Raw genomic sequence first — 23,226 nt, 5'->3', positions numbered from 1 at the left:
AGCCCCCTCCCACCTTTGATCGGGTTCACACAGCTAGGGGCATTGCTCCCGATGACAGTTCAGCCGTAGCGCTTTTGCCCCCAGGCCAAAAACGCCTCCAGCAACTGCTTCAACACCACGCGTGTCGGCTCGGCCAGGTCCGCGCGATAACGGAACGGTTCGAACTCTTCCATATAAGTGCACTGCCCCAACTCCAGCTGCACGGCATGGATGTCCTGGGCCGGGTTACCGTAGTGCCGGGTGATGTGCCCACCCTTGAAGCGCCCGTTCAGCACATGGGTGTACTGCGGATGGCTGGCGCAGATAGCCTCAAGCTGACTGGCCAACTCCGGGTCGCAGGCGGCGCCGTTGAACGTGCCGAGGTTGAAGTCCGGCAATTTCCCGTCGAACAGGTGCGGGATGACCGAACGGATCGAGTGCGCATCGAACAGCAAGGCATAGCCGAACTCGGCCTTGAGCCGGGCCAGTTCCTCTTGCAGCGTGCGGTGATACGGCCCCCAGACCTTTTGCAGGTAGCTGGCGCGTTCGCTCTCGTCGGGTTCCAGCCCTTCACGGAACAACGGCACGCCGTCGAACAAGGTCGCCGGGTACAGGCCGGTGGTTGCACCGACATACAACGGCTTATCGTCAGACGGGCGGTTAAGGTCGATCACAAACCGCGAGTACTCGGCCGCCAGGGTGCTGGCGCCCAGTTCTTCGGCAAAGTCATACAACGTAGGGATGTGCCAGTCGGTGTCCGGCAGGCTTTGCGCCTCGGGGATCAAGCCGGCTTCGACGGCCGGCGTCAGGCGCACACCGGCGTGGGGCATGCTGATCAACAGCGGTACACGGCCTTGTTTGAATGTCAGAACCTTATCCACAACAACACTCCTCAAACAGTGACGTCGACGCCATGGCGCACAACGCGTTTATCCAGCTCGCCACCCAGCCAGTAGGCCAGGTCGGCGGGACGATCGATCTGCCATGCGACAAAGTCCGCAACCTTGCCCACTTCCAGCGAACCATGGGTGTCCCCCATCCCCAGGGCAGTGGCCGCATATTGGGTGGCGCCGGCCAGGGCTTCTTCCGGGGTCATGCGGAACAGGGTGCAGGCCATGTTCAGCATCAGGCGCACCGACAGCGCGGGCGAAGTGCCGGGGTTGAGGTCGCTGGCGATGGCGATCTTCACCCCGTGTTTGCGCAGGGCGTCCATCGGCGGCAGTTGGGTTTCGCGCAGGAAGTAGAACGCGCCCGGCAGCAAGACGGCGACGGTGCCGGAGGCGGCCATGGCGATGGCGTCGGCTTCGGTCATGAATTCCAGATGGTCCGCCGACAACGCGTGATAGCGCGCCGCCAGGCTGGAGCCATGCAACGATGACAGTTGCTCGGCGTGCAGCTTCACCGGCAGGCCCAGTTGCTGGGCGACTTTGAACACACGCTCCACCTGCTCCGGGGAAAACGCCAGGTATTCGCAGAAGGCATCCACCGCATCCACCAGCCCTTCGGCTGCCAGGGCGGGCAGCATCTCGGTACAGATGTGTTCGATGTAAGCGTCGGCGCGATCCTTGTACTCCGGCGGCAATGCGTGGGCAGCCAGGCATGTCGCACGCACGCTGACCGGGAGAGCTTCGCCGAGGCGCCGCGCAACCCGCAGCATCTTGCGTTCGTTGACCAGGTCCAGGCCGTAACCGGACTTGATCTCGACCGTGGTCACGCCGTCACGCAACAAACTGCGCAGGCGCTTGCGGCTGCTTTCGAACAGTTCGTCTTCGGTGGCGGCACGGGTGGCGCGCACGGTGCTGGCAATACCGCCACCCTTGGCCGCGATTTCGGCATAGCTGACGCCTTCCAGGCGCTGCTCGAATTCGCCGCTGCGATTGCCGCCGAACACCGTGTGGGTGTGGCAGTCGATCAGCCCGGGGGTAACCCACGCGCCTTGCAGGTCATGCACCTGGGCGTAGTCCGCCATCGGCGCCTGGCTGCGGGGGCCGATCCACTCGATGAGCGAACCTGCGGTGACCATGGCGGCATCCTCGATGATCGAGTACTTGCCATGAGCCATGGTTGCGACGTGGCAGTGTTGCCAAAGCGTTTTCATCAACGCCTCCCTAAGTTAACGATGAGACAGAACCGACTCGTAATGGACCTTGGCCGCTTGTCCGGCAGCGGGCTTGACCCACAGCAGGTAAGCCACCACCAACAACACGATCCATACAGCCCCGACCAGCAAAGCGGCCTGGGTGTCCGGGAAGTACCCCAGCACGCCAAACACGAACAGCATGAAGACGATGGCCGCAGCCGGCGCATAGGGCCAGAACGGCACCGGGAATTTCAACTCGGCCACTTGCTCCCGGGTCATGGAACGGCGCATGGCCACCTGGGTGAACAGGATCATCAGCCACACCCACACGGTGGCAAACGTGGCAATCGAGGCGATCAGCAGGAACACGTTTTCCGGGATCAGGTAGTTGAGCACTACGCCGCCGAGCAACGCCGCGCCCATCACCACCACGGTCATCCATGGCACGCCCTGCCGGGACAACCGGGCAAACCCCTTGGGCGCCTGCCCTTGCTGGGCCAGGCCGTACATCATGCGACCGGCGCCGAAGATGTCACTGTTGATGGCCGACACCGCCGCCGAAATCACCACAATATTGAGGATGGTCGCTGCCGAGCCGATGCCGAGGTTGCTGAAGATCTGCACAAACGGACTGCCCTGGCTGCCGATCTGCGGCCATGGGTAGATCGCCATCAATACAAACAACGTCAGCACGTAGAACAACAGGATGCGCAACGGCACGGCGTTGATCGCCTTGGGGATCACGCGTTGCGGGTCCTTGGCTTCACCGGCGGTGATGCCGATGATTTCAATGCCACCGAAGGCGAACATCACCACCGCGAACGAGGCGATCAAGCCACCGACGCCGTTGGGCATAAAACCGCCATGGGCCCAGAGGTTGCTCAGGCCACTGGCCTGGGTTTCACCGGCCGAGTGAATGCCCAAGAGCATGATGCCCAAGCCGCCGAGGATCATCGCGACAATGGCGCCGACCTTGAGCAGCGACAGCCAGAACTCCATTTCGCCAAAGACTTTGACGTTGCACAGGTTCAGGCCGCCGATCAGAAACACGATGCCCAGCACCCAGACCCAGCGCGCAACTTCCGGAAACCAGAAGCCCATATAGATGCCGAAGGCGGTGACGTCGGCGAGGCAGACGATGATCATTTCAAACGCGTAGGTCCAACCGAGGATGAAGCCGGCCATAGGCCCCAGGTAGGTACTGGCGTATTGGCCAAAAGAACCGGCCACCGGGTTGTGCACCGCCATCTCGCCAAGGGCACGCATCACCATGAACACGGCGGCGCCGCCGATCAGGTAGGCCAGAAGCACGGCAGGACCGGCCATCTGGATGGCGGAGGCGGAGCCGTAGAACAACCCGGTGCCGATGGCCGAACCGAGTGCCATGAAGCGAATATGTCGAGCTGAAAGCCCGCGTTTCAAACCCTTTTCTTGCTGGTGCATTTCTCTTCCCTAATTATTCTTATCCCGAGAAAAACCGAGCCTGTAGTGAGCGGGCTTGCCCCGCGCTGGGCGGCGAAGCCGCCCCGATACCAGGCACCTCGGTCTATCCGAAGAACCGCGGCGTCCTTGTTGGGGCGGCTTTGCCACCCAGCGCGGGCAAGCCCGCTCACTACAGGTTTGCGGTTAGAGGCTTGGCAACAACTTGGCCGGCACCAGTTCATTCAGGCAGCGGCTGGCGAGCAGTTCGCTGGCGGCATTGATGTCCGGGGCGAAGAAGCGGTCCTTATCGTAGAAGCCGACTTTGGCGCGCAGCAGGCCGCGGGCTTTTTCCAGTTTCGTCGAGGTTTTCAAGCCATCGCGCAGATCCAGGCCCTGGCAGGCAGCCAGCCATTCCACTGCCAGGATGCCACGGGTGTTTTCAGCCATTTCCCACAAACGCTTGCCGGCAGCCGGAGCCATCGACACATGGTCTTCCTGGTTGGCGGACGTCGGCAGGCTGTCGACACTATGGGGATGGGCCAACGCCTTGTTCTCACTGGCAAGCGCCGCCGCCGTCACCTGGGCGATCATGAAGCCGGAGTTCACCCCGCCATTGCCCACCAGGAACGGCGGCAGTTGCGACATGTGCTTGTCCATCATCAACGAGATACGACGCTCGCTCAGGGAGCCGATTTCGGCGATGGCCAGGGCGATATTGTCGGCAGCCATGGCCACCGGTTCGGCGTGGAAGTTACCGCCGGAGATCACGTCACCTTCGGCAGCAAATACCAATGGGTTGTCCGACACGGCATTGGCTTCCACCACCAGCACTTCGGCAGCCTGGCGGAACTGGGTCAGGCAGGCGCCCATGACTTGCGGCTGGCAGCGCAGGGAGTACGGGTCTTGCACTTTGTCGCAGTTCTGGTGCGACTTGGACACTTCGCTGCTGTCACCCAGCAGGTCACGATAGGCCGCTGCCGAATCGATCTGGCCACGCTGGCCGCGTGCCGCGTGAATGCGCGCATCGAACGGCGAGCGCGAGCCGAGCACGGCTTCCACGGTAAGGCCACCGCACGCCAGGGCGCCGGCGAACAGGTCTTCGCCTTCGAACAGGCCACGCAGGGCATAGGCCGTGGACACCTGGGTACCGTTGAGCAGCGCCAGGCCTTCTTTGGCGGCCAGGGTCAGTGGCGTCAGGCCGGCGACTTTCAGCGCTTCTGTGGCTTCCAGCCATTGGCCCTTGTAACGCGCCTTGCCTTCGCCGAGCAGCACCAGCGACATATGGGCCAATGGCGCCAAGTCACCGGAGGCACCCACCGAGCCTTTAAGCGGAATGTGCGGGTACACCTCGGCGTTGATCAGCGCGATGAGCGCGTTGATGACCTGGCGGCGAATCCCGGAGAAGCCACGGCTCAGGCTGTTGACCTTGAGCACCATGATCAGCCGCACCAACGCATCGCTGATCGGCTCGCCGACGCCGGCGGCGTGCGACAGCACCAGGGAGCGCTGCAGGTTTTCCAGGTCTTCGCTGGCGATACGGGTCGAGGCCAGCAAGCCGAAACCGGTGTTGATGCCGTAGGCGGTGCGGTTCTCGGCGAGAATCTGCTCCACGCAGGCGACGCTGGCATCGATCTGCGCCGTGGCGCTGTCATCCAGGCTGAGGGTTACCGGCTGTTGGTAGATGGCCCGCAGTTGAGCAAGACTCAGTTGGCCTGGAATCAGATTTAGCGCAGTCACATTCATACTCCTTGTGAATTATTCTTTTGAATACGGGATAGGGGTTCAGTGCAAATTCGGTAGTGCAGTGTCTTTGAGCAACTGGGCGGCGGCTGCAATATCCGGCGCCAGCCAGCGGTCCTGCTCGTACGCGGGGACCACTTCACGCAGCAAACGCCAGGCCCTGTCGGTACCTGCGCCGAAGCGCTGATCTTTGAGGAATTCAAATGCCTGGGCCGCCAGCAGGTACTCGATGGCCAGGATCTGGGTGACGTTGGCCAATAGCTGATGCAGTTTGAGCGCAGCGTTGGTGCCCATGCTCAGGTGGTCTTCCTGCAGGCCCGAAGTGACGAAATTGTCGAGTACCGCCGGTTGCGCCAACTGACGGTTCTGCCCGCACAGGGAAGCGGCCACGTACTGCACGATCATCATCCCGGAGTTGACGCCGGGGTTGCTGACCAGGAATGCCGGCAACCCGCTGACATGAGGGTTGATCAGGCGGTCCAGGCGACGTTCGGCCACCGAGCCGATTTCCGCCATGGCAATCGCCAGCAGGTCGGCCGCCAAGGCGACGGACTGGCCGTGAGGATTGGCCTGGGACACCACGCGGTAGTGGTCCGGCGTGCCGAGCAGCAACGGGTTGTCAGTGGCACTGTTGAGTTCGGTCTCGATCTGGCGGGTAGCGTGTTCCACTTGATCACGCGCCGCACCGTGGATCTGCGGGATCGAACGGATGCTCAGCGCGTCCTGGGTGCGGATGCCTTTGCTGCTGGCGATCACCTCGCTGCCGTCGAGCAAGGCGCGCAGGTTGATGCCGACCTGTTGCATGCCGGGGTGCGGTTTAAGCGCGATGATTGCTTCGTCGAACGCATCCATTTGCCCGCGCTGCGCCTCGAAGCTCATGGCCCCGATCACATCGGCCCATTGCAGCAGATGGTGGGCATCGGCCAGGGCCAGGCAGCTCAGGCCGGTCATGCACGGCGTGCCGTTGACCAGGCACAGGCCGTCCTTGGCGCCAAGCGCCACCGGCTGCAGACCTTCCGCATCCAGGGCCTGTTGCGCCGTGACGATCCGACCGCGATAGCTCACGTTGCCAACCCCCAGCAAGGCCACGCCGACATGGGCCATGTGGGTCAGGTAGCCCACCGAACCCTGGGACGGTACTTGCGGCGTGATGCCGTGGTTGAGCAGCGCCAGCAGCGAATGCACCACCTGCGGGTGCAGGCCGGATTTGCCATGACTGTAATTGATCACGGCCGCGCAAATGATTGCGCGGGTCTGTTCGTCACTCAGCACCGGGCCGACGCCACAGGCATGGCTCAACAGCGTATTGCGCGACAGTTGGCTGAGCTGCTCACCCTTGAGCGACACATTGCACAGCGCGCCCAGGCCGGTGTTCACGCCATAGGCGCGCTCACCGCTGGTGACGATGCGCTGCACGATGGCCTGGGCATTGTCGATCCGCGCCCAGGCCTGCCCCGAAAGCTCGAGTACCGCGCCGTGACGGGCCACGGCGACCACGTCCTGCCAACGCAGCGGAGCGTCGGCGATGATGATTTTTGCAGGCTGGGACATCTTCATACCTTTTGATCGTTCCCACGCTCTGCGTGGGAGTGCCGCCTGGGACGCTAGGCGTCCCGCTGTAGGGAGTGACGCAGAGCGTCACGGGATGGCATTCCCACGCAGAGCGTGGGAACAATCATCATCTAGACCACCGCCGCCCGCCGCTGAACAAACCGGTCCACATACTCATCCGCAGGTGAGTGCAGGATCTCCCGCGGCGTACCGACCTGGATCAGCTTGCCGTCCTTGAGGATCGCAATGCGGTTGCCGATGCGCACGGCCTCATCGAGATCATGGGTGATGAACACGATGGTTTTGTGCAGGGTCTTCTGCAGTTCCAGCAATTGGTCCTGCATTTCGGCGCGGATCAGCGGGTCGAGGGCGCTGAAGGCTTCGTCCATCAGGATGATGTCAGTGTCGGCCGCCAACGCACGCGCCAGGCCCACGCGCTGGCGCATGCCACCGGAGAGCTGGTGCGGATATTTTTTTTCGTAGCCTTTGAGGCCCACGGTTTCGACCCAGTGTTGGGCACGTTCAGCGCAGACCTGCTTGCTTTCGCCGCGCACTTTCAGGCCGTAGGCGACATTGTCGAGCACACTCTTGTGGGGCAGCAGGCCGAAGCTTTGGAAGACCATGCTGATCTTGTGTCGACGGAATTGGCGCAGGGCCTCCATGTCCAGCTGCAGGATGTCTTCGCCGTCCACCAGGATCGCGCCGCTGGTAGGGTCGATCAGGCGGTTGAAGTGGCGTACCAGCGTGGACTTGCCGGAGCCGGACAGGCCCATGATCACGAAGATCTCGCCGGTGCCGATGCTCAGGGACAAATCGTTCACGCCGACCACACAACCGGTCTCGGCCAGCACCTGGTCCTTGGTCTTGCCCTGGCCCACCAGCGCCAGGGCTTCCTGGGCGCGGTTGCCGAAAATCTTGAAGACGTTTTTAACTTCGATTTTGCTGACGGTAGTCATTTGCTCGCCTCATGCCGTGGACGCCCATAGGCCTGGGTAATGCGGTCAATGACCACTGCAAGAATCACGATCGCGAGGCCCGCTTCAAGGCCACGGCCGACGTTGAGAGTCTGGATGCCGACCAGCACATCTTCACCCAAGCCACGGGCGCCGATCATCGAAGCGATCACCACCATGGACAACGCCATCATGGTGGTCTGATTGATCCCGGCCATGATGCTCGGCAGGGCCAGCGGCAGTTGCACACCGAACAGTTGTTGCCAGCGGTTGGCGCCAAACGCGTTGATGGCCTCCATGACTTCGCCGTCGACCTGGCGAATCCCCAGGTCGGTGAGACGAATCAGCGGCGGTGCGGCGTAGATCACCGTGGCGAAGATCGCCGGCACCTTGCCCAGGCCGAACAACATCAGCACCGGGATCAGGTACACGAAGCTGGGCATGGTCTGCATGATGTCCAGCAACGGCATCAATACCGAACGCAAGCGGTTGCTGCGCGCCGACAGAATGCCCAAGGGAATGCCAATCAGCACCGAAATCACCGTGGCGACCATCATCAGCGCCAGGGTTTGCATCAGTTTGTCCCACAGGCCAACCGCGCCCACCAGGAACAGCAGGCCAACGATGACGGCAGTGGTGACCACTTTGCGGGTGGCGTGCCAGGCGACCCCCCCGACGATAATCAGCATCAGCCACCAGGGCGCTGCGCGCAGCAAGCCTTCCAGGTTGACGATGGCCCATAGCAGGGTGTCGGAAATGTGCCGGAACACATCGCCATAGTTGGTGACCAACGCATCCACCCAACCGTTGACCCAGTCGGCAATGGAAAACGTAAAACTCTCAGGAAACATAGCGTGCTCTCGATCCAGTGGGTTGTGGGCAGGCACCCGGCTCGCCCCTCAGGGTAGCCGGGTACGCTTGACCTACAAGGCCGCGTCGATTTTCTTGGCTGCGTCGTCGCTCACCCATGCGTGCCAGACTTCAGGATGTTCCTTGAGGAACAGTTTCGCCAGTTTTGGCGAGTCAATTCGCTCTTTGGCCATGCGGCCCAGGTTCTGGTTCAGCAAGTCGATCGGCAGGTTGACCTTCTCCAGCACGGCCACCAGTTCCGGCGCCTGCTCGTGGAAGGTCTTGGACAAGCCGACCTTGATGCTCACGCTTTTATCCACACCCGGTTTTTCTTCCAGCTTGACCAGGTCGACCTGGCCCATCAGCGGCGTCGGCGACCAGTAGTAGAACAGGATCGGCTCGCCACGCTTGTAGCTCGACAGCACCGCCGCATCCAGCGCGGGGCCAGTGCCCGGACGGAAGTTGGTGTAGGTGCTTTCCAGGCCGTAGCTTTTGAGCATTTCGCTGTTGTCCAGCTCACAGGTCCAACCGGCCGGGCAGTTATAGAAACGGCCTTTGGACGGCTCTTCCGGGTCCTTGAAGACCGAGGCGTATTGGGCGAGGTCGGCGATGTTCTTCAGGCCCGGCGCCTTGGGTTCCAGCTTGCGCTTGGCGTCGCCTTCGATCACGTAGCGCGGCACGTACCAGCCTTCGATAGCGCCGACCACAGGCGCACCGACGCCGACGACTTTGCCGGCCTTCTCGGCTTTGTTCCAGACTTCGCTGCGGCCGACCCACTCTTCGGCAAACACTTGGATGTCATTGCTGCTCAGGGCGTTTTCCATGGTGATGGAGTTGCCCGGCAGGCTGTCGGTTTTGCAGCCGTAGCCTTTTTCAAGCACGGTTTGCAGGATGTCGGTGAGCAACATGCCGCTTTCCCAGTTCAGGCCGGCAAACTTCACCGGTTTACCGGATTCGCACCAACCTGCTGCCTGGGCACCAGCGCTGGCGAGTAAACCGGCACAGAGCACGCTGGCCAGCAGGGTCTTATTCATTTTCATTGTTGTAACGCTCCCAAACTTGAAATGGATTACGGCAGTCAGTAGGCATCCTGCCCTGTCCACGTCCCATCAGGCTTGTGCAGCCAGCCCGTTTGTCGTTGTTGGTGTAGCGCCCTGCTCTACCGGCAGGATCAGGTGGTCGGGTACCGTGCCGTGCCATTTTTTCGCACACACGTAATACAGGGCCGCCGGCAGTACCAGGCCGATGATCCAGGAAATGTCCACGTCACCCAGGGCGGCGACCAGGGGACCGGTGTAGAACTTGGTGGAGATAAACGGCAACTGCACCAGCACGCCGAAGACATAGACGCTGATACCGAGCAGGTTCCAGCGACCGTAACGACCGTTCGGGTCGGCCAGCGCCGGCACGTCATAGCGCTCGCGGGTAATGCAGTAGTAGTCCACCAGGTTGATCGCACTCCAGGGCGTAAAGAACGCCAGCAGGAACAGGATGAAAGACTTGAACGCCCCGAGGAACGAATGCTGGCCGAGCAACGCGATCAGGGTTGCGGTGCCGACAATGACCAGCACGAACACCAGGCGCTGCAGGCGCGTGACCTCCAGGCGACCGCGAAAGCCGCTGATGATGGTCGCAATGCACATGAAACTGCCGTAGGAGTTCAGCGTAGAAATGGTGACCTTGCCGAACGCGATGCTGAAATACAGCAACGCAGCGGTGGCCCCCGTACCGCTCAAGCCAACGATGTAGGCCACTTCGTGACCGGCGAACTGCCCGTTGGACATGGCTGCCGCGAACACGCCGAGGATCATCGCCACCTGTGCGCCGACGACCGAACCTGCGCCGGCGGCGAAAAAGGTTTTCACCGATGACGTCTTGCTCGGCAGATAACGCGAGTAGTCCGCCACGTAAGGGCCGAAGGCGATCTGCCAGGAGGCCGCGAGCGACACCGCCAGCAGAAAACTGCTCCAGCTGAAGTGGCGGATCTGCAGCAGAGCGCCAATGTCGGTCTGGCTCATCAGGCGACTGAACAGGTACACAAAGGCGATCACCCCAATCACGCTGGCGACACGGCCGATGAAGTGGATCACGCGGTAACCCAGGACCGTGACCAGCACGATGACACTGGCAAAGAGCAGGATGCCGACGCTGTCGCTGACCCCGAACAACTGGCCCAGCGCCTGACCGGACAACACCGTCCCGGTGGCGGTGAAGCCGAGGTACATCAGGCAGACCAGCACGATCGGGATGGCTGCGCCATACACGCCGAACTGCACCCGGCTGGAGATCATCTGCGGCAGGCCAAGCTTGGGCCCCTGCGCCGCATGCAACGCCATGACGCCCCCGCCGATCAGTTGGCCGATCAACAGACCGATCAACGACCAGAACACATCACCGCCCAGCACCACGGCCAGGGCCCCGGTGACAATCGCGGTGATTTGCAGGTTGGCACCCATCCACAGGGTGAACTGGCTAAATAGACGACCGTGTCTTTCCGCTTCCGGGATGTAGTCGATCGAACGCCTTTCGATCAACGGGGTGGTGCTTGCACGTGCGTCATTTGCAGCCATGTGTGTTCAACCTCTGATGGATTGTTTTCTGGTTGATTGCCCGTCAAATGGGGTTATTTGATCATCGGGAGATTGAGGCCCTGTTCCTTGGCGCAGTCGATCGCGATCTGGTAACCGGCATCCGCGTGACGCATCACGCCGGTTGCCGGGTCATTGTGCAGCACGCGAGCAATGCGCTCGGCCGCTTCATCGGTACCGTCGCAGACGATCACCATGCCGGAGTGCTGGGAGAAGCCCATGCCCACGCCGCCGCCGTGGTGCAGCGAAACCCACGTCGCGCCGCTGGCGGTGTTGAGCAAGGCGTTGAGCAGCGGCCAGTCGGAAACGGCGTCGGACCCATCCTGCATCGATTCGGTCTCGCGGTTCGGGCTGGATACCGAGCCGGAGTCCAGATGGTCACGGCCGATCACCACCGGTGCCGACAGCTCGCCGCTGCGCACCATTTCGTTGAACGCCAGGCCCAGCTTGGCGCGCTGGCCCAGGCCAACCCAGCAGATACGTGCCGGCAAGCCCTGGAAGCTGATGCGCTCGCGGGCCATGTCCAGCCAGTTGTGCAGGTGGGCGTCGTCCGGGATCAGCTCTTTGACTTTGGCGTCGGTCTTGTAGATGTCCTGCGGGTCGCCGGACAGCGCCGCCCAACGGAACGGGCCGATACCACGGCAGAACAGTGGGCGGATGTAGGCCGGTACGAAACCTGGGAAGTCGAATGCGTTTTCCACGCCTTCTTCCTGGGCCATCTGGCGGATGTTGTTACCGTAGTCGAACGTCGGGATGCCTTGCTTCTGGAATTCCAGCATGGCTTTGACATGCACGGCCATCGACTGCTTGGCGGCCTTGATCACGGCAGCCGGTTCGGTCTTGGCGCGGGCGCGGTATTCGTCCCAGGTCCAGCCGGCCGGCAGGTAGCCGTTGAGTGGGTCGTGGGCGCTGGTCTGGTCGGTGACCATATCCGGGCGCACGCCACGCTTGACCAGTTCCGGCAGGATCTCCGCAGCGTTACCCAGCAAGGCGATAGAGATGGCCTTGCCTTCCTTGGTGTACTTGGCGATGCGGGCCAGGGCGTCGTCGAGGTCGGTGGCCTGCTCGTCGACATAACGGCTGTTGAGGCGGAAGTCGATGCTGACCTGCTGGCACTCAATGTTCAGCGAGCACGCGCCGGCCAAGGTGGCAGCCAGGGGTTGCGCGCCGCCCATGCCGCCGAGGCCGGCGGTGAGAACCCAGCGGCCGGTAAGGTCGCTGTTGTAGTGCTGGCGACCGGCTTCGACGAAGGTTTCGTAGGTGCCCTGGACGATGCCCTGGCTGCCGATGTAGATCCAGCTGCCGGCGGTCATCTGGCCATACATGGCTAGGCCCTTGGCATCCAGTTCGTTGAAGTGTTCCCAACTGGCCCAGTGCGGCACCAGGTTGGAGTTGGCGATCAGCACACGCGGGGCATTGCTGTGGGTCTTGAACACGCCGACCGGCTTGCCGGATTGCACCAGCAGGGTTTCATCGTCATTGAGTTGAGTAAGGCTCTCGACGATCTGGTCGTAGCATTCCCAGTTGCGCGCCGCACGACCGATGCCGCCGTACACCACCAATTCTTTCGGGTTTTCGGCCACTTGTGGGTCGAGGTTGTTCATCAGCATGCGCAGTGGCGCTTCTGTCAGCCAGCTTTTGGCAGTGAGTGTGTTACCGCGGGCCGCGCGGATTTCGACGTCACGGTATTTTGTAGGCTTGGCTTTAGAAAAATCGGTCACGACTGGACTCCTCGGCATGATGCGCGAACTGGGATGGTGCGAAGGAGAGTCTTACGCACACATCTTTACTTGTACATACAAGCATATGCAATCAAGCGGCCAACTTTTTGAAGATGCGCTGCAGGTTTTTTTGAAGGCGTGCGCAAGCCTTGAAAATCAAGGCTTCGAGACATGGTGAAATTTCTTACGAAGACGTTTTACAGGGAGGGTGTTTTGTCACGACGGCGTGGCTTTGCGCCACGCTGGGGCGTTCGGTAACAAACTGGTGCGCGGGTTGGAAACAGATCTTGAGAGCAATGGGAAACAAATGTGGGAGGGGCTTGCCCCCGATTGCAGTGGGTCAGCTACAGATGAACTGACTGATCCACCGCTATCGGGAGCAAGCCCCCTCCCACAGTTTTAACCGAGTGGCGTCAGTTCGATCAGACAGCAGCGGCCTGTTACAGCGATATCCAGCAGGCCGGTGTTACCGTCGATTTGCAGGCAATCGTGATGGCCCAGCGTCTGGTCCAGCACCTTTACCTCATCGGCGACGCTGAACACCAACACCGTCTGCGCCGTACTGAAAAAACGTTGCACGCCATCCACCCACTGCAACCTTGCGTGGTAACGCTGCGGCGAATAGATCAGGTTGAAGTCACGGATGGGCCCGGTGATCAGGCGGCATGACACCTCGCTTTCACCCTTGAACGCGAACGGCTGCAACGGCAACAACCCGCGCTGCTCTTCACCATCCACCGTCAGCACCATGCCTGCACCTTTGATCACCGTGATCACGCGCTGGTAGCCGGAGAAGGTGGAGAAGCCACCGGATTCGCCGATATCGGCAATCGACAGGCGCCAGCCAAAACCATCCAGGCCAATACCTGAGTCGCGGGTGATTTCTTCGGTGCTGCCACCGCCGTTTTTCCACGGCATGCGCACGTAATCGGTGGCGCGCCAGACTTTCACTGCACTCATTTGCTGAAACGTCCTTCCAGGCTGTGACGGGAACCGGGGTGGATCAACCGCGCCGCCGTTACCGGCTGACGGCCCGACCAGGTACGCCTGCGAATCAACAGGCACGGCTCGCTCGGTTCGATCTGCAACAGCTTGCACTCCTCGGCGTCAGCGAGGATCGCCTCGACCACGTGCTCGCCCTCGGTGAGCGGCGCGACCTGGTTCAAATACGCGTAGGGCGTTTGCAGGGTGAAATCCTGTTGCAGGTATTCCGGTGCGACCAGGGCGTTGACGAAGCGGTCTTCGATTTGCACGGGAATATCGTTTTCGAAATGCACGATCAGCGAGTGGAACACCCGCCCGCCTTCGCGCATTTCCAGGGCGACGGCGCGCTCGGAGCCGGCCGCTTCTTCGCCCAGGTGGATGACCTTGCACGTATGCCGATGACCACGCGAGGCAATTTCATCGGCAATGTTGTGTACTTCAAACAGCGCCGACTGGCTCTTGGGCTCGGCAACGAAAGTGCCGACGCCTTGCATGCGTACCAGCAAACCTTCGGCGGTCAGTTCACGCAGGGCGCGGTTGATGGTCATGCGGCTGAAGCCCAGCTCGCTGACCAATTCACTCTCCGACGGCACGCGGTAATGCGGCGGCCAGTTGCCGGTGAGGATTTGCTGGCTGATCATCTGTTTGACGCGGGCATACAAGGGCGCCGGACTTTCGTCCATGTGGGCAGCCAGCGAAGAGTTGGCGGGCGGAGTCGGCACAGGGAATCCTTGCAGGGGGAAAAGATGCATAGATTGCCGGAGTTTACCGAGCAGGCAAACGTCTGTATATGTATATACAAATAAACACACGACCGGGGTGCCTTGATCATGTCCGCTTTCTTTGCCGAACGCGCGCTGCTGCCTAATGGATGGGCCAATGATGTACGTCTTGAAGTCGGCGCCGATGGGCTGCTGACGAAAGTTGAGGTCAATGCCAGTGCGGACGCTGCCGAACGGCTGAGAGGCCCGGTGCTGGCCGGTATGCCGAATCTGCACTCCCACGCGTTTCAGCGCGCGATGGCCGGCTTGGCGGAAGTGGCAGGCAACCCGAATGACAGTTTCTGGACCTGGCGTGACTTGATGTACCGCATGGTCGGCAAGATCAACCCGGACCAACTGCACGTTATCGCCCGCCAGCTGTACATCGAAATGCTCAAGGCCGGTTACACCTCAGTGGCCGAATTTCATTATGTGCACCATGACGCCAGCGGCCAGCCATACGCCGACCGCACGGAGCTTTCGCGGCAGATCAGCCAGGCGGCAGCGAGCAGCGGCATCGGCCTGACGTTGCTGCCGGTGCTGTACACCCACGCAGGCTTTGGCGGCCAGGCACCGAATGACGGCCAGCGACGCTTTATCAACAGCACCGAAAACTACCTCGACCTGCAGGCGCGGCTCAAACCGATTCTTGCAACGCAACCGGCGCAGGCGCTGGGCCTGTGCTTTCACTCCCTGCGTGCCGTCACGCCACAGCAGATCAGTGCTGTCCTGGCCGCCAGCGACAAGGCCTGCCCGGTGCATATCCATATCGCCGAACAGCAGAAAGAAGTCGATGACTGCCTGGCCTGGAGCGGCAAGCGCCCACTCCAGTGGCTGTATGACAACGTCGAGGTCGATGAGCGCTGGTGCCTGGTGCACGCCACCCATGCGGATGCCGACGAAGTGAAACGCATGGCACAGAGCCGCGCGATTGCCGGTTTGTGCCTGACGACTGAAGCCAACCTGGGTGACGGCATTTTCCCAGCCGTGGATTTCCTCGCCCAGGGCGGGCGCATGGGCATCGGTTCCGACAGCCATGTCTCGCTGAGCGTGGTGGAAGAGTTGCGTTGGCTGGAATATGGTCAACGCCTGCGTGACCAGCGGCGTAATCGTTTGTATCGCAGTGATCAGCCGATGGTTGGCCGCACGCTGTTCGATGCGGCACTGGATGGCGGCACCCAGGCGCTGGGGCAGCCGATTGGCCGCCTGGAAGTGGGCAAGCGTGCGGATTGGATTGTGCTGGACGGCAGTGACCCGTATCTGGCGACTGCGGTAGACGACGGCATTCTCAACCGCTGGCTGTTTGCCGGCGGTGATCGCCAAGTGCGCGATGTGCTGGTGAACGGGAAATGGGTGGTGCGCGATGGTCATCATGCCGGCGAGGAAGAAAGCAGCCGGGCGTTCACGCAAGTCTTGAAGGATTTACTGAGCTAACTGGCGACATATGACAAATGTGGGAGCGGGCTTGCTCGCGAATGCTGTGGTTCAGTCAGAACATCTGATACTGATACACCGTATTCGCGAGCAAGCCCGCTCCCACATTTTGTTTAGCGATACTCTCAGTTTTATTGCGAGGTCTTGGCCATCTGTTTGTCCGACGTACGCCAGATCAACCGCGTGGTGTCATACCCCTGCTGGCGCGCCCTGCTCAGCAAGTCTTCGCGGGTGTCGGCACTCACCGTCGGCGTGCGTGACAAGATCCACATGTAACGCCGGCTCGGGCTGCCGACGATAGCCGTCTTGTAGTCATCGCTGACGTACAGCACCCAGTAGTCGCCCTTGGCGACGCCCGGCAGCAGCGACGTGAACCAGTTATTGAATTCGACCCAGAGCTTGTCGGTCTTGCCCGGCACTTGCGGCGTGGCCGTGCCCTTGGCTTCTTCCCACTTCCACTCGCTCGTCAGGCAGCGGTTGAACACCGACATGTCACCATCCGGCAGCAGGGTGTAGCGGGCTTCGGACTGTGCGCAGTTGCGCTGGAAGTACATCGGCAATCGGGCCAACTCATACCAGGTGCCCTGGTAACGCTTGAGATTGACGTTGCTCGCGGTCTTGGGTTGCAGATCGTCGCCAGAATGGCTGGCACAGCCCGCCAAAAACAGGCTGGCGCAAAGGCATAAAACAAAACGCATCATTCTTCTTCTCCCGCAGGCTCGCGCCCCGGTTTACTTCAGGCCTTGCCCGGAAAACATCAGAACTTTGTCACCGGCGTACTGCACGCTGATAAAGCTGTTTTTATCACCCCACGTGCAACTGGACATACCCAGCGCACCGGAGCAATCGGTCGGCTTGCCCAGCAACGACTCAACCTCGGCCTTGGCCATGCCAGCCGACAGCTTCGCGTAGTTTTCTTGAGTGACCTTGCTGCAAGCGGCTAAGAGCACGCAAAAAGCCAACAAGGCGAGACGGCGTAGAGACATGGAAAAGCTCCTGGAGAGACAAAGCAGCTGGGGTATCTGCCAGAAGCTTAGAAGGGAAAACAGGTGTCTGGTTCCCGATAGGCAAAAACAAAAAAAGCCCCGAAACGCTGAAACGTTTCGGGGCTTCTTCAAGGGTGATCCGGCTCACAACAACGCGGATAACCGGTCGCTGCAACTTACTGCTTGTGGTAAGCCGTCACACGCTCAACTTCTTCCTTCGAACCCAGGAATACCGCCACACGCTGATGCAGGCCTTCAGGCTGGATGTCGAGGATACGCTGGTGGCCGTCGGTAGACGCACCGCCCGCCTGCTCAACCAGGAAGGACATCGGGTTGGCCTCGTACATCAGGCGCAGTTTGCCCGGCTTGGAGGGTTCGCGGCTGTCACGTGGGTACATGAACAGACCACCACGGGTCAGGATACGGTGCACGTCAGCCACCATCGCAGCGACCCAACGCATGTTGAAGTTCTTCTTCAACGGGCCTTCTTCGCCTTCCATCAACTCGTTCACATAGCGCTGCACGGGAGCTTCCCAGTGGCGCTGGTTGGACATGTTGATGGCGAACTCCTGGGTGGACGCCGGGATCGAGATGTCCTCGTGAGTCAGAACGAAGCTGCCCATTTCGCGGTCCAGGGTGAAACCTTTGACGCCGTCGCCCAGGGTCAGCACCAGCATGGTCTGCGGGCCATAGATCGCGTAGCCGGCAGCGACCTGCTCGGTGCCTGGCTGCAGGAAAGCCTTTTCGTTCAGGGCTTCGTTCTGGCTCAGGTATTCATTCGGGCAACGCAGTACCGAGAAGATGGTGCCGACCGGAGCGTTGATGTCGATGTTGGACGAACCGTCCAGTGGGTCGAACACCAACAGGTACGCGCCTTTCGGGTATTTGCCCGGGATCTGGTAGGCATTGTCCATTTCTTCGGACGCCATGCCGGCCAGGTGACCGCCCCATTCGTTGGCTTCGAGCAGGATCTCGTTGGACAGTACGTCGAGTTTCTTCTGCACTTCGCCCTGGACGTTTTCAGTGCCCATGCTGCCCAGAACACCACCCAGTGCGCCCTTGGAAACGGCGTGGCTGATCTCCTTGCAAGCACGCGCCACCACTTCGATAAGGAAGCGCAGATCGGCAGGCGTGTTGTTGCTGCGGGTCTGCTCGATCAAATAGCGACTCAAGGTAACGCGGGACATGGAAGGCTCCGAAGAATGGGGGGCTTAAAAACCCGCGCAGTTTAACGCGAGTCGAGGCTTATTTCCTCTAATCAGAGGATTTAAAGCCAATAGAGTTCAGGGGGTGCCCTGAGGCTTGCGCAACAAACTGTAGGCCATGGCGCCCAGTGCCGCCACGCCCAACAGGAGCACAGCCCACAGGCCCAACTTCTTCCAGTCGCTACCTACCTCAGGCGAAACGGCCACGGCGGCGGGCTTGACCACAACCTCTCCCGTGACGCTGGCCTGGCCCAATGCCTTGAGCCGTTCGGCACTGTAGTCGGGAATCAACGTGGATAACGGCAAATTCGCCGCCTTCACCGAAGCATTGCCGAGCGCCAGAGTAAACGGCGGCTCACCCCGCGCCAGGAACACCAATTGCGTGGAGCGCACGGCAAACCGCAGGGCCGGTGCTTCGATCCCCAGACCGCCGCCCCGCTCATCCACCTGCAACTTGAGCTGCGCAACGGCCACGCCCGGCAATTGCAACTCATCCTGCACCACGTCCTGGCCATTGCGGGTCAGGCGATACAACAAACCATTACTCAGCGGCTGCCACGCTTGATTGGCCTCAAGGCGCCCGGCCAAGGTCACGGGGGCCAACGTGTTGGGTTGCTTCAACTCGACGCGCAAGCGCTCGACATGCAGGCCCGTCGGCAACTGCCAGCTGTATTCGCCGGCGTTGAGCCGCGTGCCCGACAACGGCTGCGACCACACCAACGGCAGCGGCAGGCTGCTGCTGGTCGCGCTGACCAGCTTGGCCGAGGTCAACTGCGGCGCGGCTTGGCCCTGCCAGACCAGACGCAGATAGCGTGCCGACTGCCCCGGCAGACTCACGTCATGCTGCTCGACCCGCTCGTCGGCAAACGACAAGCGCGCCACTTGGCCATCACCCCAGGCTTGCCAGTGTTGCAGGTCATCACTGGCTTCAATGCTGAAACGCTGGAAGCCATCCTGCTCGCGGCTCCAGTCAAGGCTCAGTTGCTGCAACGGCGCCTTGATCGCACTGGCGTCCAGCACCCAGCCGCGCAGCACCTGTTTCTCCGTCTTGATGGCAGGGCGCACCTCCAGCAAGGTGCCCTCGGTGGTGGATTTCATCACCACGCTGGGCAACGCTTGCTGCGCGTCAGCGGCGTACAGCGGAAACCACTTCACATCGGCAACGTCGCGGCTTTCAGTACGCTGCGCCGATTGGCGCGACAACGCATAAGCCTGTGGCTCCCCTGCGGCGTTGAACACCCGCACATCACTGAGATCAGCCTGCCGCGCACTCAACTGCACCGCCAGCGGCAGCTCCAGGCGATACCAGGGGCCATTGCCGCTCACGGCCAGCGGCACCTGCGTGGTGAAGTCAGCCGGCCCTTCCTGCGCGTAAACCGCCGAACACAGCAGCCCTACCATCCACCCAGCCAGACTCAGCTTGCCCATCAAGAAGACGCTCCTTCGGTTTGAATCACAGGTTCGGCGCGCTTGGGCGGCAGCGGTGCAAAGTAGCCCACCACCAGCAACAGCCCGCCGACGCCGATAAACGACACGATCCGCGCCAGACCGCCGCGGTTACTCAGTTCGACAAAGAACAGCTTGGCCACCACCACCGCAATCAGCGCCGCGCCGATCAGCCACACTTCGCGACGATGGCGCAGGTGACCGCCGATCATCAGGCCGAGGGCGATCAGGGTCCAGACGATCGACAGTCCGGCCTGCACCAGCATCGACTCCAGCAGCGCATCCCAGTGAAACGGCACGCCGCCCCAATGGTGGGCGGTGCGCATCACCAATGCCGTCAAGAACGCAAACAGCGAAACACCCGCGACACCCTGGGCGATCAGCTCAGCCTGCGGCCCGCGTTGCGGCGCCACGCTGCGCGACCACAGGTACACCCCCAACAGCGCGAACAACAGCCCCAGATCCAACGGGTTGAGCAGCGGCACATAAGGCAGCGGCCTGGCCGTGCCGTCGCTGAAGATATTCGCCAGCCAGAACCAGCCGAGCATCAACACCGCCAACGGCAATGCCGCCAGCACGCGATATTCACGCGGATAAGCCGCCACCGGCCACGGCCAACCGCGGGGCGCGGCCGCCAGCACCAGATACAGGCTCGGCAGAACGGCCCAACCCAGCCAACGCCAGGCGTTGTACTCGCTCGACAGCAACAACAGGCCGTAGCGCAACTCGAGGGCCAGCATGCCGATCAGCATCCAGCAGCCAAGCACATGAGCAATGCTCAACACCTTGCCTGGCACCACCGCAGCCAAGCGGCGCAGCGCAATGAAATGCACCGCGAACACCGCCAGCCAGGCCAGCCAACCGTAGTAGGCCGCCGGGTGGTAATAGGCATGGGCGGACACCAGCAATACCAGGCCCGCCGCTGGCATCAGCAAGGTGCACAGCATACCCAGCGAGGCCCAGCGCAGGCGTTCGGCCAACAGCGCCCAAATCGCCACGCTCGCTGCGGCAATCGCCAGCAGGAACGGGCCTTGCAGTTCCTCGGGGATAAACCGTAACACTTCACCGATCAATGCCAGTGCCCACCAGGCAGCGCCCCACACCAGCAACAGGTCGGACAGGCGTTGCAACTTCAACACGGTAAATACCGGCGCCTGGGGTTCACGTTGCAAGCGCCAGGCGCCGACCAGAGCAGCAAGGCCCAACACCATCGGTGTCCAGAACCCGCTATGGGCCAACGGGCGCAAGCCGTCGCCGGTCATGGGCCCGAGCAGCTCCGGCACCGCCAGCAGGAAGGAGGCGCCGCCGACCAGTTGCAACAGCAAGCCAAACACGAAGCTGACGCGCTGTTGCAGGTGCAGGCTCAACCAGATGATCAACAAACCACTGGCCGCCCACACACCGCTGGCACTTTCCCAGGGCAGTACGAACAGCACCGCCAGGTTGATCAGCACCAGCCCCGCCAGCAATACCACCGACAATCCACGCAGCAGCCGCACATCGCTGCGCACCTGGTCATCGCGCGCAGCCAGTAACATGCCGCCCACCAAGGCCAGGCCGATCAGCGACGCGCTCATCAGGCCGCTCCAGCCCGCACTGAATACCGCCGCCCCGTCACCCCCCTGCAGGCGCAACAGGAACAACGCGCCGCCCAGCAACTGCACGGCGAAGGCGGTGAACAGGAAAGTACGCGAGCCGATGCGCAACCCAATCCACAACGTGACCAGACCGGCCATTGCCCAACTGATGGCCGTGCCTTGGGTCAGCAAAAACAACGGTGCAAGCAGGTACAAAGCACTCAAGCCCAGGCTCGCCAGCACCGGCAAGCCTTTGCGCTCCCAAACCGCCGTCTGCTCGGTCGATGCCTTGCGCAATTGATCAAAGCTGAACAGCAACGCGGCGCCCAGCAGCAATGCCCCCAGCGGCGCGCCCTCAAGCAAGGTCAGGTCGCCCACCCGTAGTCCACTGAGGAACGCCAGCGCCGACCCCAACTGCAGCAACAGGCCAAACGCCCGCGCCAACGGTCGCTGCTGACGCAGGCCAAGCCAGACGATCCCGGCGCCTTCCACCGCCCAGGCTGCGGCCGTCCAGCGCGCATCCAGGCCCAAGGGTATCGCCAGGCTGGCGAAGATTACCCCCAGCGCCAGGCAGGTTTCCGACAGTAACAAGGCACGCCCGCCACTGAGCCACCGGGCCAGGCCCATGTAGATTATGCCCAGGCCCAATGCGCTGAAAGCAGCGGCAAACTCCAGATGCTGCACCAGCGCGAACTGCAAGCCAAACCCCACCAGCGGCGGGCCGAACAACAGGCTGCCATCAACGTAGTTGCCCTTGGCCGCCGACCAGCGCAACAAGGCACTCCGGCTGTCGTCCTCGGGGGCGTCGCTCATCTCCAGCAATTTGCGGCGGGCGAACAACAGGCCGATCACCAGGTACATCAGGAAGAACAGAATCAGGAACGGCTCGGTGCTCCATAGCAGCTCCGGCGTATACGAGCGCATGCCCCAGGCAAAACCAATACCGAAGGTGCCGACAAACCCGATCAGATCCAGCAAGCGCCAAGCCTTGAACCAGGCGATGGCGAGGATGCCGGCATTCAGCAAGGCGAAATAGCTGAACAGCGCCACATGGTTACCGGCGCCGGTAGAGGTGAGGATCGGCGCGGCAAAACCACCCAACGCCGCCGCGCAAGCCAGGCCGAGGGCGTCCTGGGTAACCGCCAGGATCGCCGAGAACACGGTGACCGCCACCAGCAGGCCCAAGGCCGCACCCGGGTCAATCAGCGGGTGCAGACGCATCGCCGCAAAAACGGTCAGGTACAGCACCGCGATCCCGGTGCCTTGCAGCATCAAACCGTAATTGCTATTGCGCAGCCGCAGCCACCAGCCCAGGCCCAGCAGGCCAACGGCGGCAGCGGCAACACCGGCGTAACGCAGCTCGATCGGCACCACCATGCCTTCTGTGGCGTAGCGCAGCAGGAACGCCAGGCCGAGAAACAGCAGCACCACGCCGACGCGCAATACGGTATTGCCGCCGAACAGCCAATTGCGCGCACCGCTGAGGGCGCGTTCGATCAGGTTGGGGCCACGGGGGATGGCAGGTTCTGCAGGGCGAGGCGCCGGCGTTGATGCCCAGACGTCATCCGGCAGCGGTTGGCTCGCTTCGGCGACCACGACCATGGGGGCGATTTCGGCAGGCAGTTCCCAGACCAGCTCGGGCGCCTTTATAACCGGTGCAGGCTCAGGCGCGAGCGGTTCGACGCTCACATTGTTCGTCGGCGCAGGGACTTCCAGTTGCCGCAGGCGCTCACCCAGTGCGATCAGCGCCTTCTGCGTGGTTTCCAACTGACCCGCCTGCTGTTGCGCCTGGGCCGCCAGCTGCGACAGGCGAATCGCCTGGCCAATGCCCAAGCCCAGCAGCGCACCGATGCCGGCATCACTGAACGACTCGTCGAGTGTCCAGCCGAGTACCAGGCCAATCAGCATGAAAATCCATTGCATGGTCGATATCCCTAATTAACCCGAGGC

The 23,226-nt window shown here is 61.9% G+C and carries 18 protein-coding genes; 1 reads left to right on the top strand and 17 read right to left on the bottom strand.

Annotated features, from left to right (window positions below):
* Positions 1-59: 59 nt before the first annotated feature.
* The 12 genes from hutG to hutC all read right to left on the bottom strand — a co-directional run bounded on the left by hutG (position 60) and on the right by hutC (position 14,550).
* The gene (hutG, locus tag DK870_RS01280; RefSeq protein WP_104995288.1) at positions 60-860 is read right to left on the bottom strand and encodes an N-formylglutamate deformylase; all 801 of its coding nucleotides are present in this window, start codon (positions 858-860) and stop codon (positions 60-62) included.
* 11 nt (positions 861-871) lie between these two features.
* Positions 872-2,077: an imidazolonepropionase gene (hutI, locus tag DK870_RS01275; protein WP_161547702.1), complete on the bottom strand. Its 1,206-nt coding sequence runs from the start codon at positions 2,075-2,077 to the stop codon at positions 872-874.
* 15 nt (positions 2,078-2,092) lie between these two features.
* Positions 2,093-3,502 (bottom strand): amino acid permease, encoded by a 1,410-nt coding sequence (locus tag DK870_RS01270; RefSeq protein ID WP_104995286.1) that lies wholly within the window; start codon positions 3,500-3,502, stop codon positions 2,093-2,095.
* A gap of 183 nt (positions 3,503-3,685) precedes the next feature.
* Positions 3,686-5,224, bottom strand: a complete 1,539-nt coding sequence (hutH, locus tag DK870_RS01265; protein ID WP_145977739.1) for a histidine ammonia-lyase — start codon at positions 5,222-5,224, stop codon at positions 3,686-3,688.
* 39 nt (positions 5,225-5,263) lie between these two features.
* Positions 5,264-6,772, bottom strand: a complete 1,509-nt coding sequence (gene hutH / locus DK870_RS01260) for a histidine ammonia-lyase (protein ID WP_161547701.1) — start codon at positions 6,770-6,772, stop codon at positions 5,264-5,266.
* Between the two features lie 131 nt (positions 6,773-6,903).
* Positions 6,904-7,728 carry a glycine betaine/L-proline ABC transporter ATP-binding protein gene (locus tag DK870_RS01255; RefSeq protein ID WP_060754582.1) on the bottom strand — a complete coding sequence of 275 codons (825 nt, stop codon included), beginning with the start codon at positions 7,726-7,728 and terminating at the stop codon, positions 6,904-6,906.
* On the bottom strand, positions 7,725-8,576 hold the full coding sequence (locus DK870_RS01250) for a proline/glycine betaine ABC transporter permease (protein WP_161547700.1): 852 nt from the start codon (positions 8,574-8,576) through the stop codon (positions 7,725-7,727). Before DK870_RS01250 ends, DK870_RS01255 begins: the two co-directional genes overlap by 4 nt.
* Positions 8,577-8,648: 72 nt before the next feature.
* Positions 8,649-9,614 carry an ABC transporter substrate-binding protein gene (locus DK870_RS01245; RefSeq protein ID WP_060754584.1) on the bottom strand — a complete coding sequence of 322 codons (966 nt, stop codon included), beginning with the start codon at positions 9,612-9,614 and terminating at the stop codon, positions 8,649-8,651.
* Between the two features lie 69 nt (positions 9,615-9,683).
* Positions 9,684-11,144, bottom strand: coding sequence for a cytosine permease (locus DK870_RS01240; RefSeq protein WP_161547699.1), 1,461 nt, complete (start codon positions 11,142-11,144; stop codon positions 9,684-9,686).
* Positions 11,145-11,197: 53 nt separating this feature from the next.
* Positions 11,198-12,901 (bottom strand): urocanate hydratase, encoded by a 1,704-nt coding sequence (hutU, locus tag DK870_RS01235; RefSeq protein ID WP_161547698.1) that lies wholly within the window; start codon positions 12,899-12,901, stop codon positions 11,198-11,200.
* A 381-nt stretch (positions 12,902-13,282) separates the two neighbouring features.
* Positions 13,283-13,843, bottom strand: a complete 561-nt coding sequence (locus DK870_RS01230) for a HutD family protein (RefSeq protein WP_161547697.1) — start codon at positions 13,841-13,843, stop codon at positions 13,283-13,285.
* Positions 13,840-14,550: a histidine utilization repressor gene (gene hutC / locus DK870_RS01225; protein ID WP_235594029.1), complete on the bottom strand. Its 711-nt coding sequence runs from the start codon at positions 14,548-14,550 to the stop codon at positions 13,840-13,842. The genes DK870_RS01230 and hutC overlap by 4 nt, the downstream gene beginning before the upstream one ends.
* 147 nt (positions 14,551-14,697) lie before the next feature.
* Between hutC and DK870_RS01220 the strand changes: the two genes are divergently transcribed.
* Positions 14,698-16,062 (top strand): formimidoylglutamate deiminase, encoded by a 1,365-nt coding sequence (locus tag DK870_RS01220; RefSeq protein WP_161547696.1) that lies wholly within the window; start codon positions 14,698-14,700, stop codon positions 16,060-16,062.
* A gap of 131 nt (positions 16,063-16,193) precedes the next feature.
* Here DK870_RS01220 and DK870_RS01215 read toward each other — a convergent pair whose 3' ends face one another.
* From DK870_RS01215 to DK870_RS01195, 5 genes are all read right to left on the bottom strand, one after another.
* A complete protein-coding gene (locus tag DK870_RS01215) occupies positions 16,194-16,763 on the bottom strand; it encodes a lipocalin family protein (RefSeq protein WP_060754590.1) in 570 nt (189 codons plus the stop codon).
* Positions 16,764-16,793: 30 nt separating this feature from the next.
* Complete coding sequence (locus tag DK870_RS01210) at positions 16,794-17,048, bottom strand: hypothetical protein (protein ID WP_060754591.1); 255 nt, start codon at positions 17,046-17,048, stop codon at positions 16,794-16,796.
* 176 nt (positions 17,049-17,224) lie between these two features.
* Positions 17,225-18,235, bottom strand: coding sequence for a class 1 fructose-bisphosphatase (locus DK870_RS01205; RefSeq protein ID WP_060754592.1), 1,011 nt, complete (start codon positions 18,233-18,235; stop codon positions 17,225-17,227).
* 96 nt (positions 18,236-18,331) lie between these two features.
* Positions 18,332-19,681, bottom strand: coding sequence for a DUF3999 domain-containing protein (locus tag DK870_RS01200; RefSeq protein ID WP_161547695.1), 1,350 nt, complete (start codon positions 19,679-19,681; stop codon positions 18,332-18,334).
* The gene (locus tag DK870_RS01195; RefSeq protein ID WP_161547694.1) at positions 19,681-23,199 is read right to left on the bottom strand and encodes a DUF2339 domain-containing protein; all 3,519 of its coding nucleotides are present in this window, start codon (positions 23,197-23,199) and stop codon (positions 19,681-19,683) included. Before DK870_RS01195 ends, DK870_RS01200 begins: the two co-directional genes overlap by 1 nt.
* Between the last annotated feature and the right edge of the window lie 27 nt (positions 23,200-23,226).

Origin of the sequence: Pseudomonas sp. Q1, assembly GCF_009935975.1 — a bacterium.
In the GTDB taxonomy this organism is placed as follows: Bacteria; Pseudomonadota; Gammaproteobacteria; order Pseudomonadales; family Pseudomonadaceae; genus Aquipseudomonas; species Aquipseudomonas palleroniana.
Note: the sequence above shows the minus strand (reverse complement) of the source record. Positions and strands in the feature narration are given on the sequence as shown.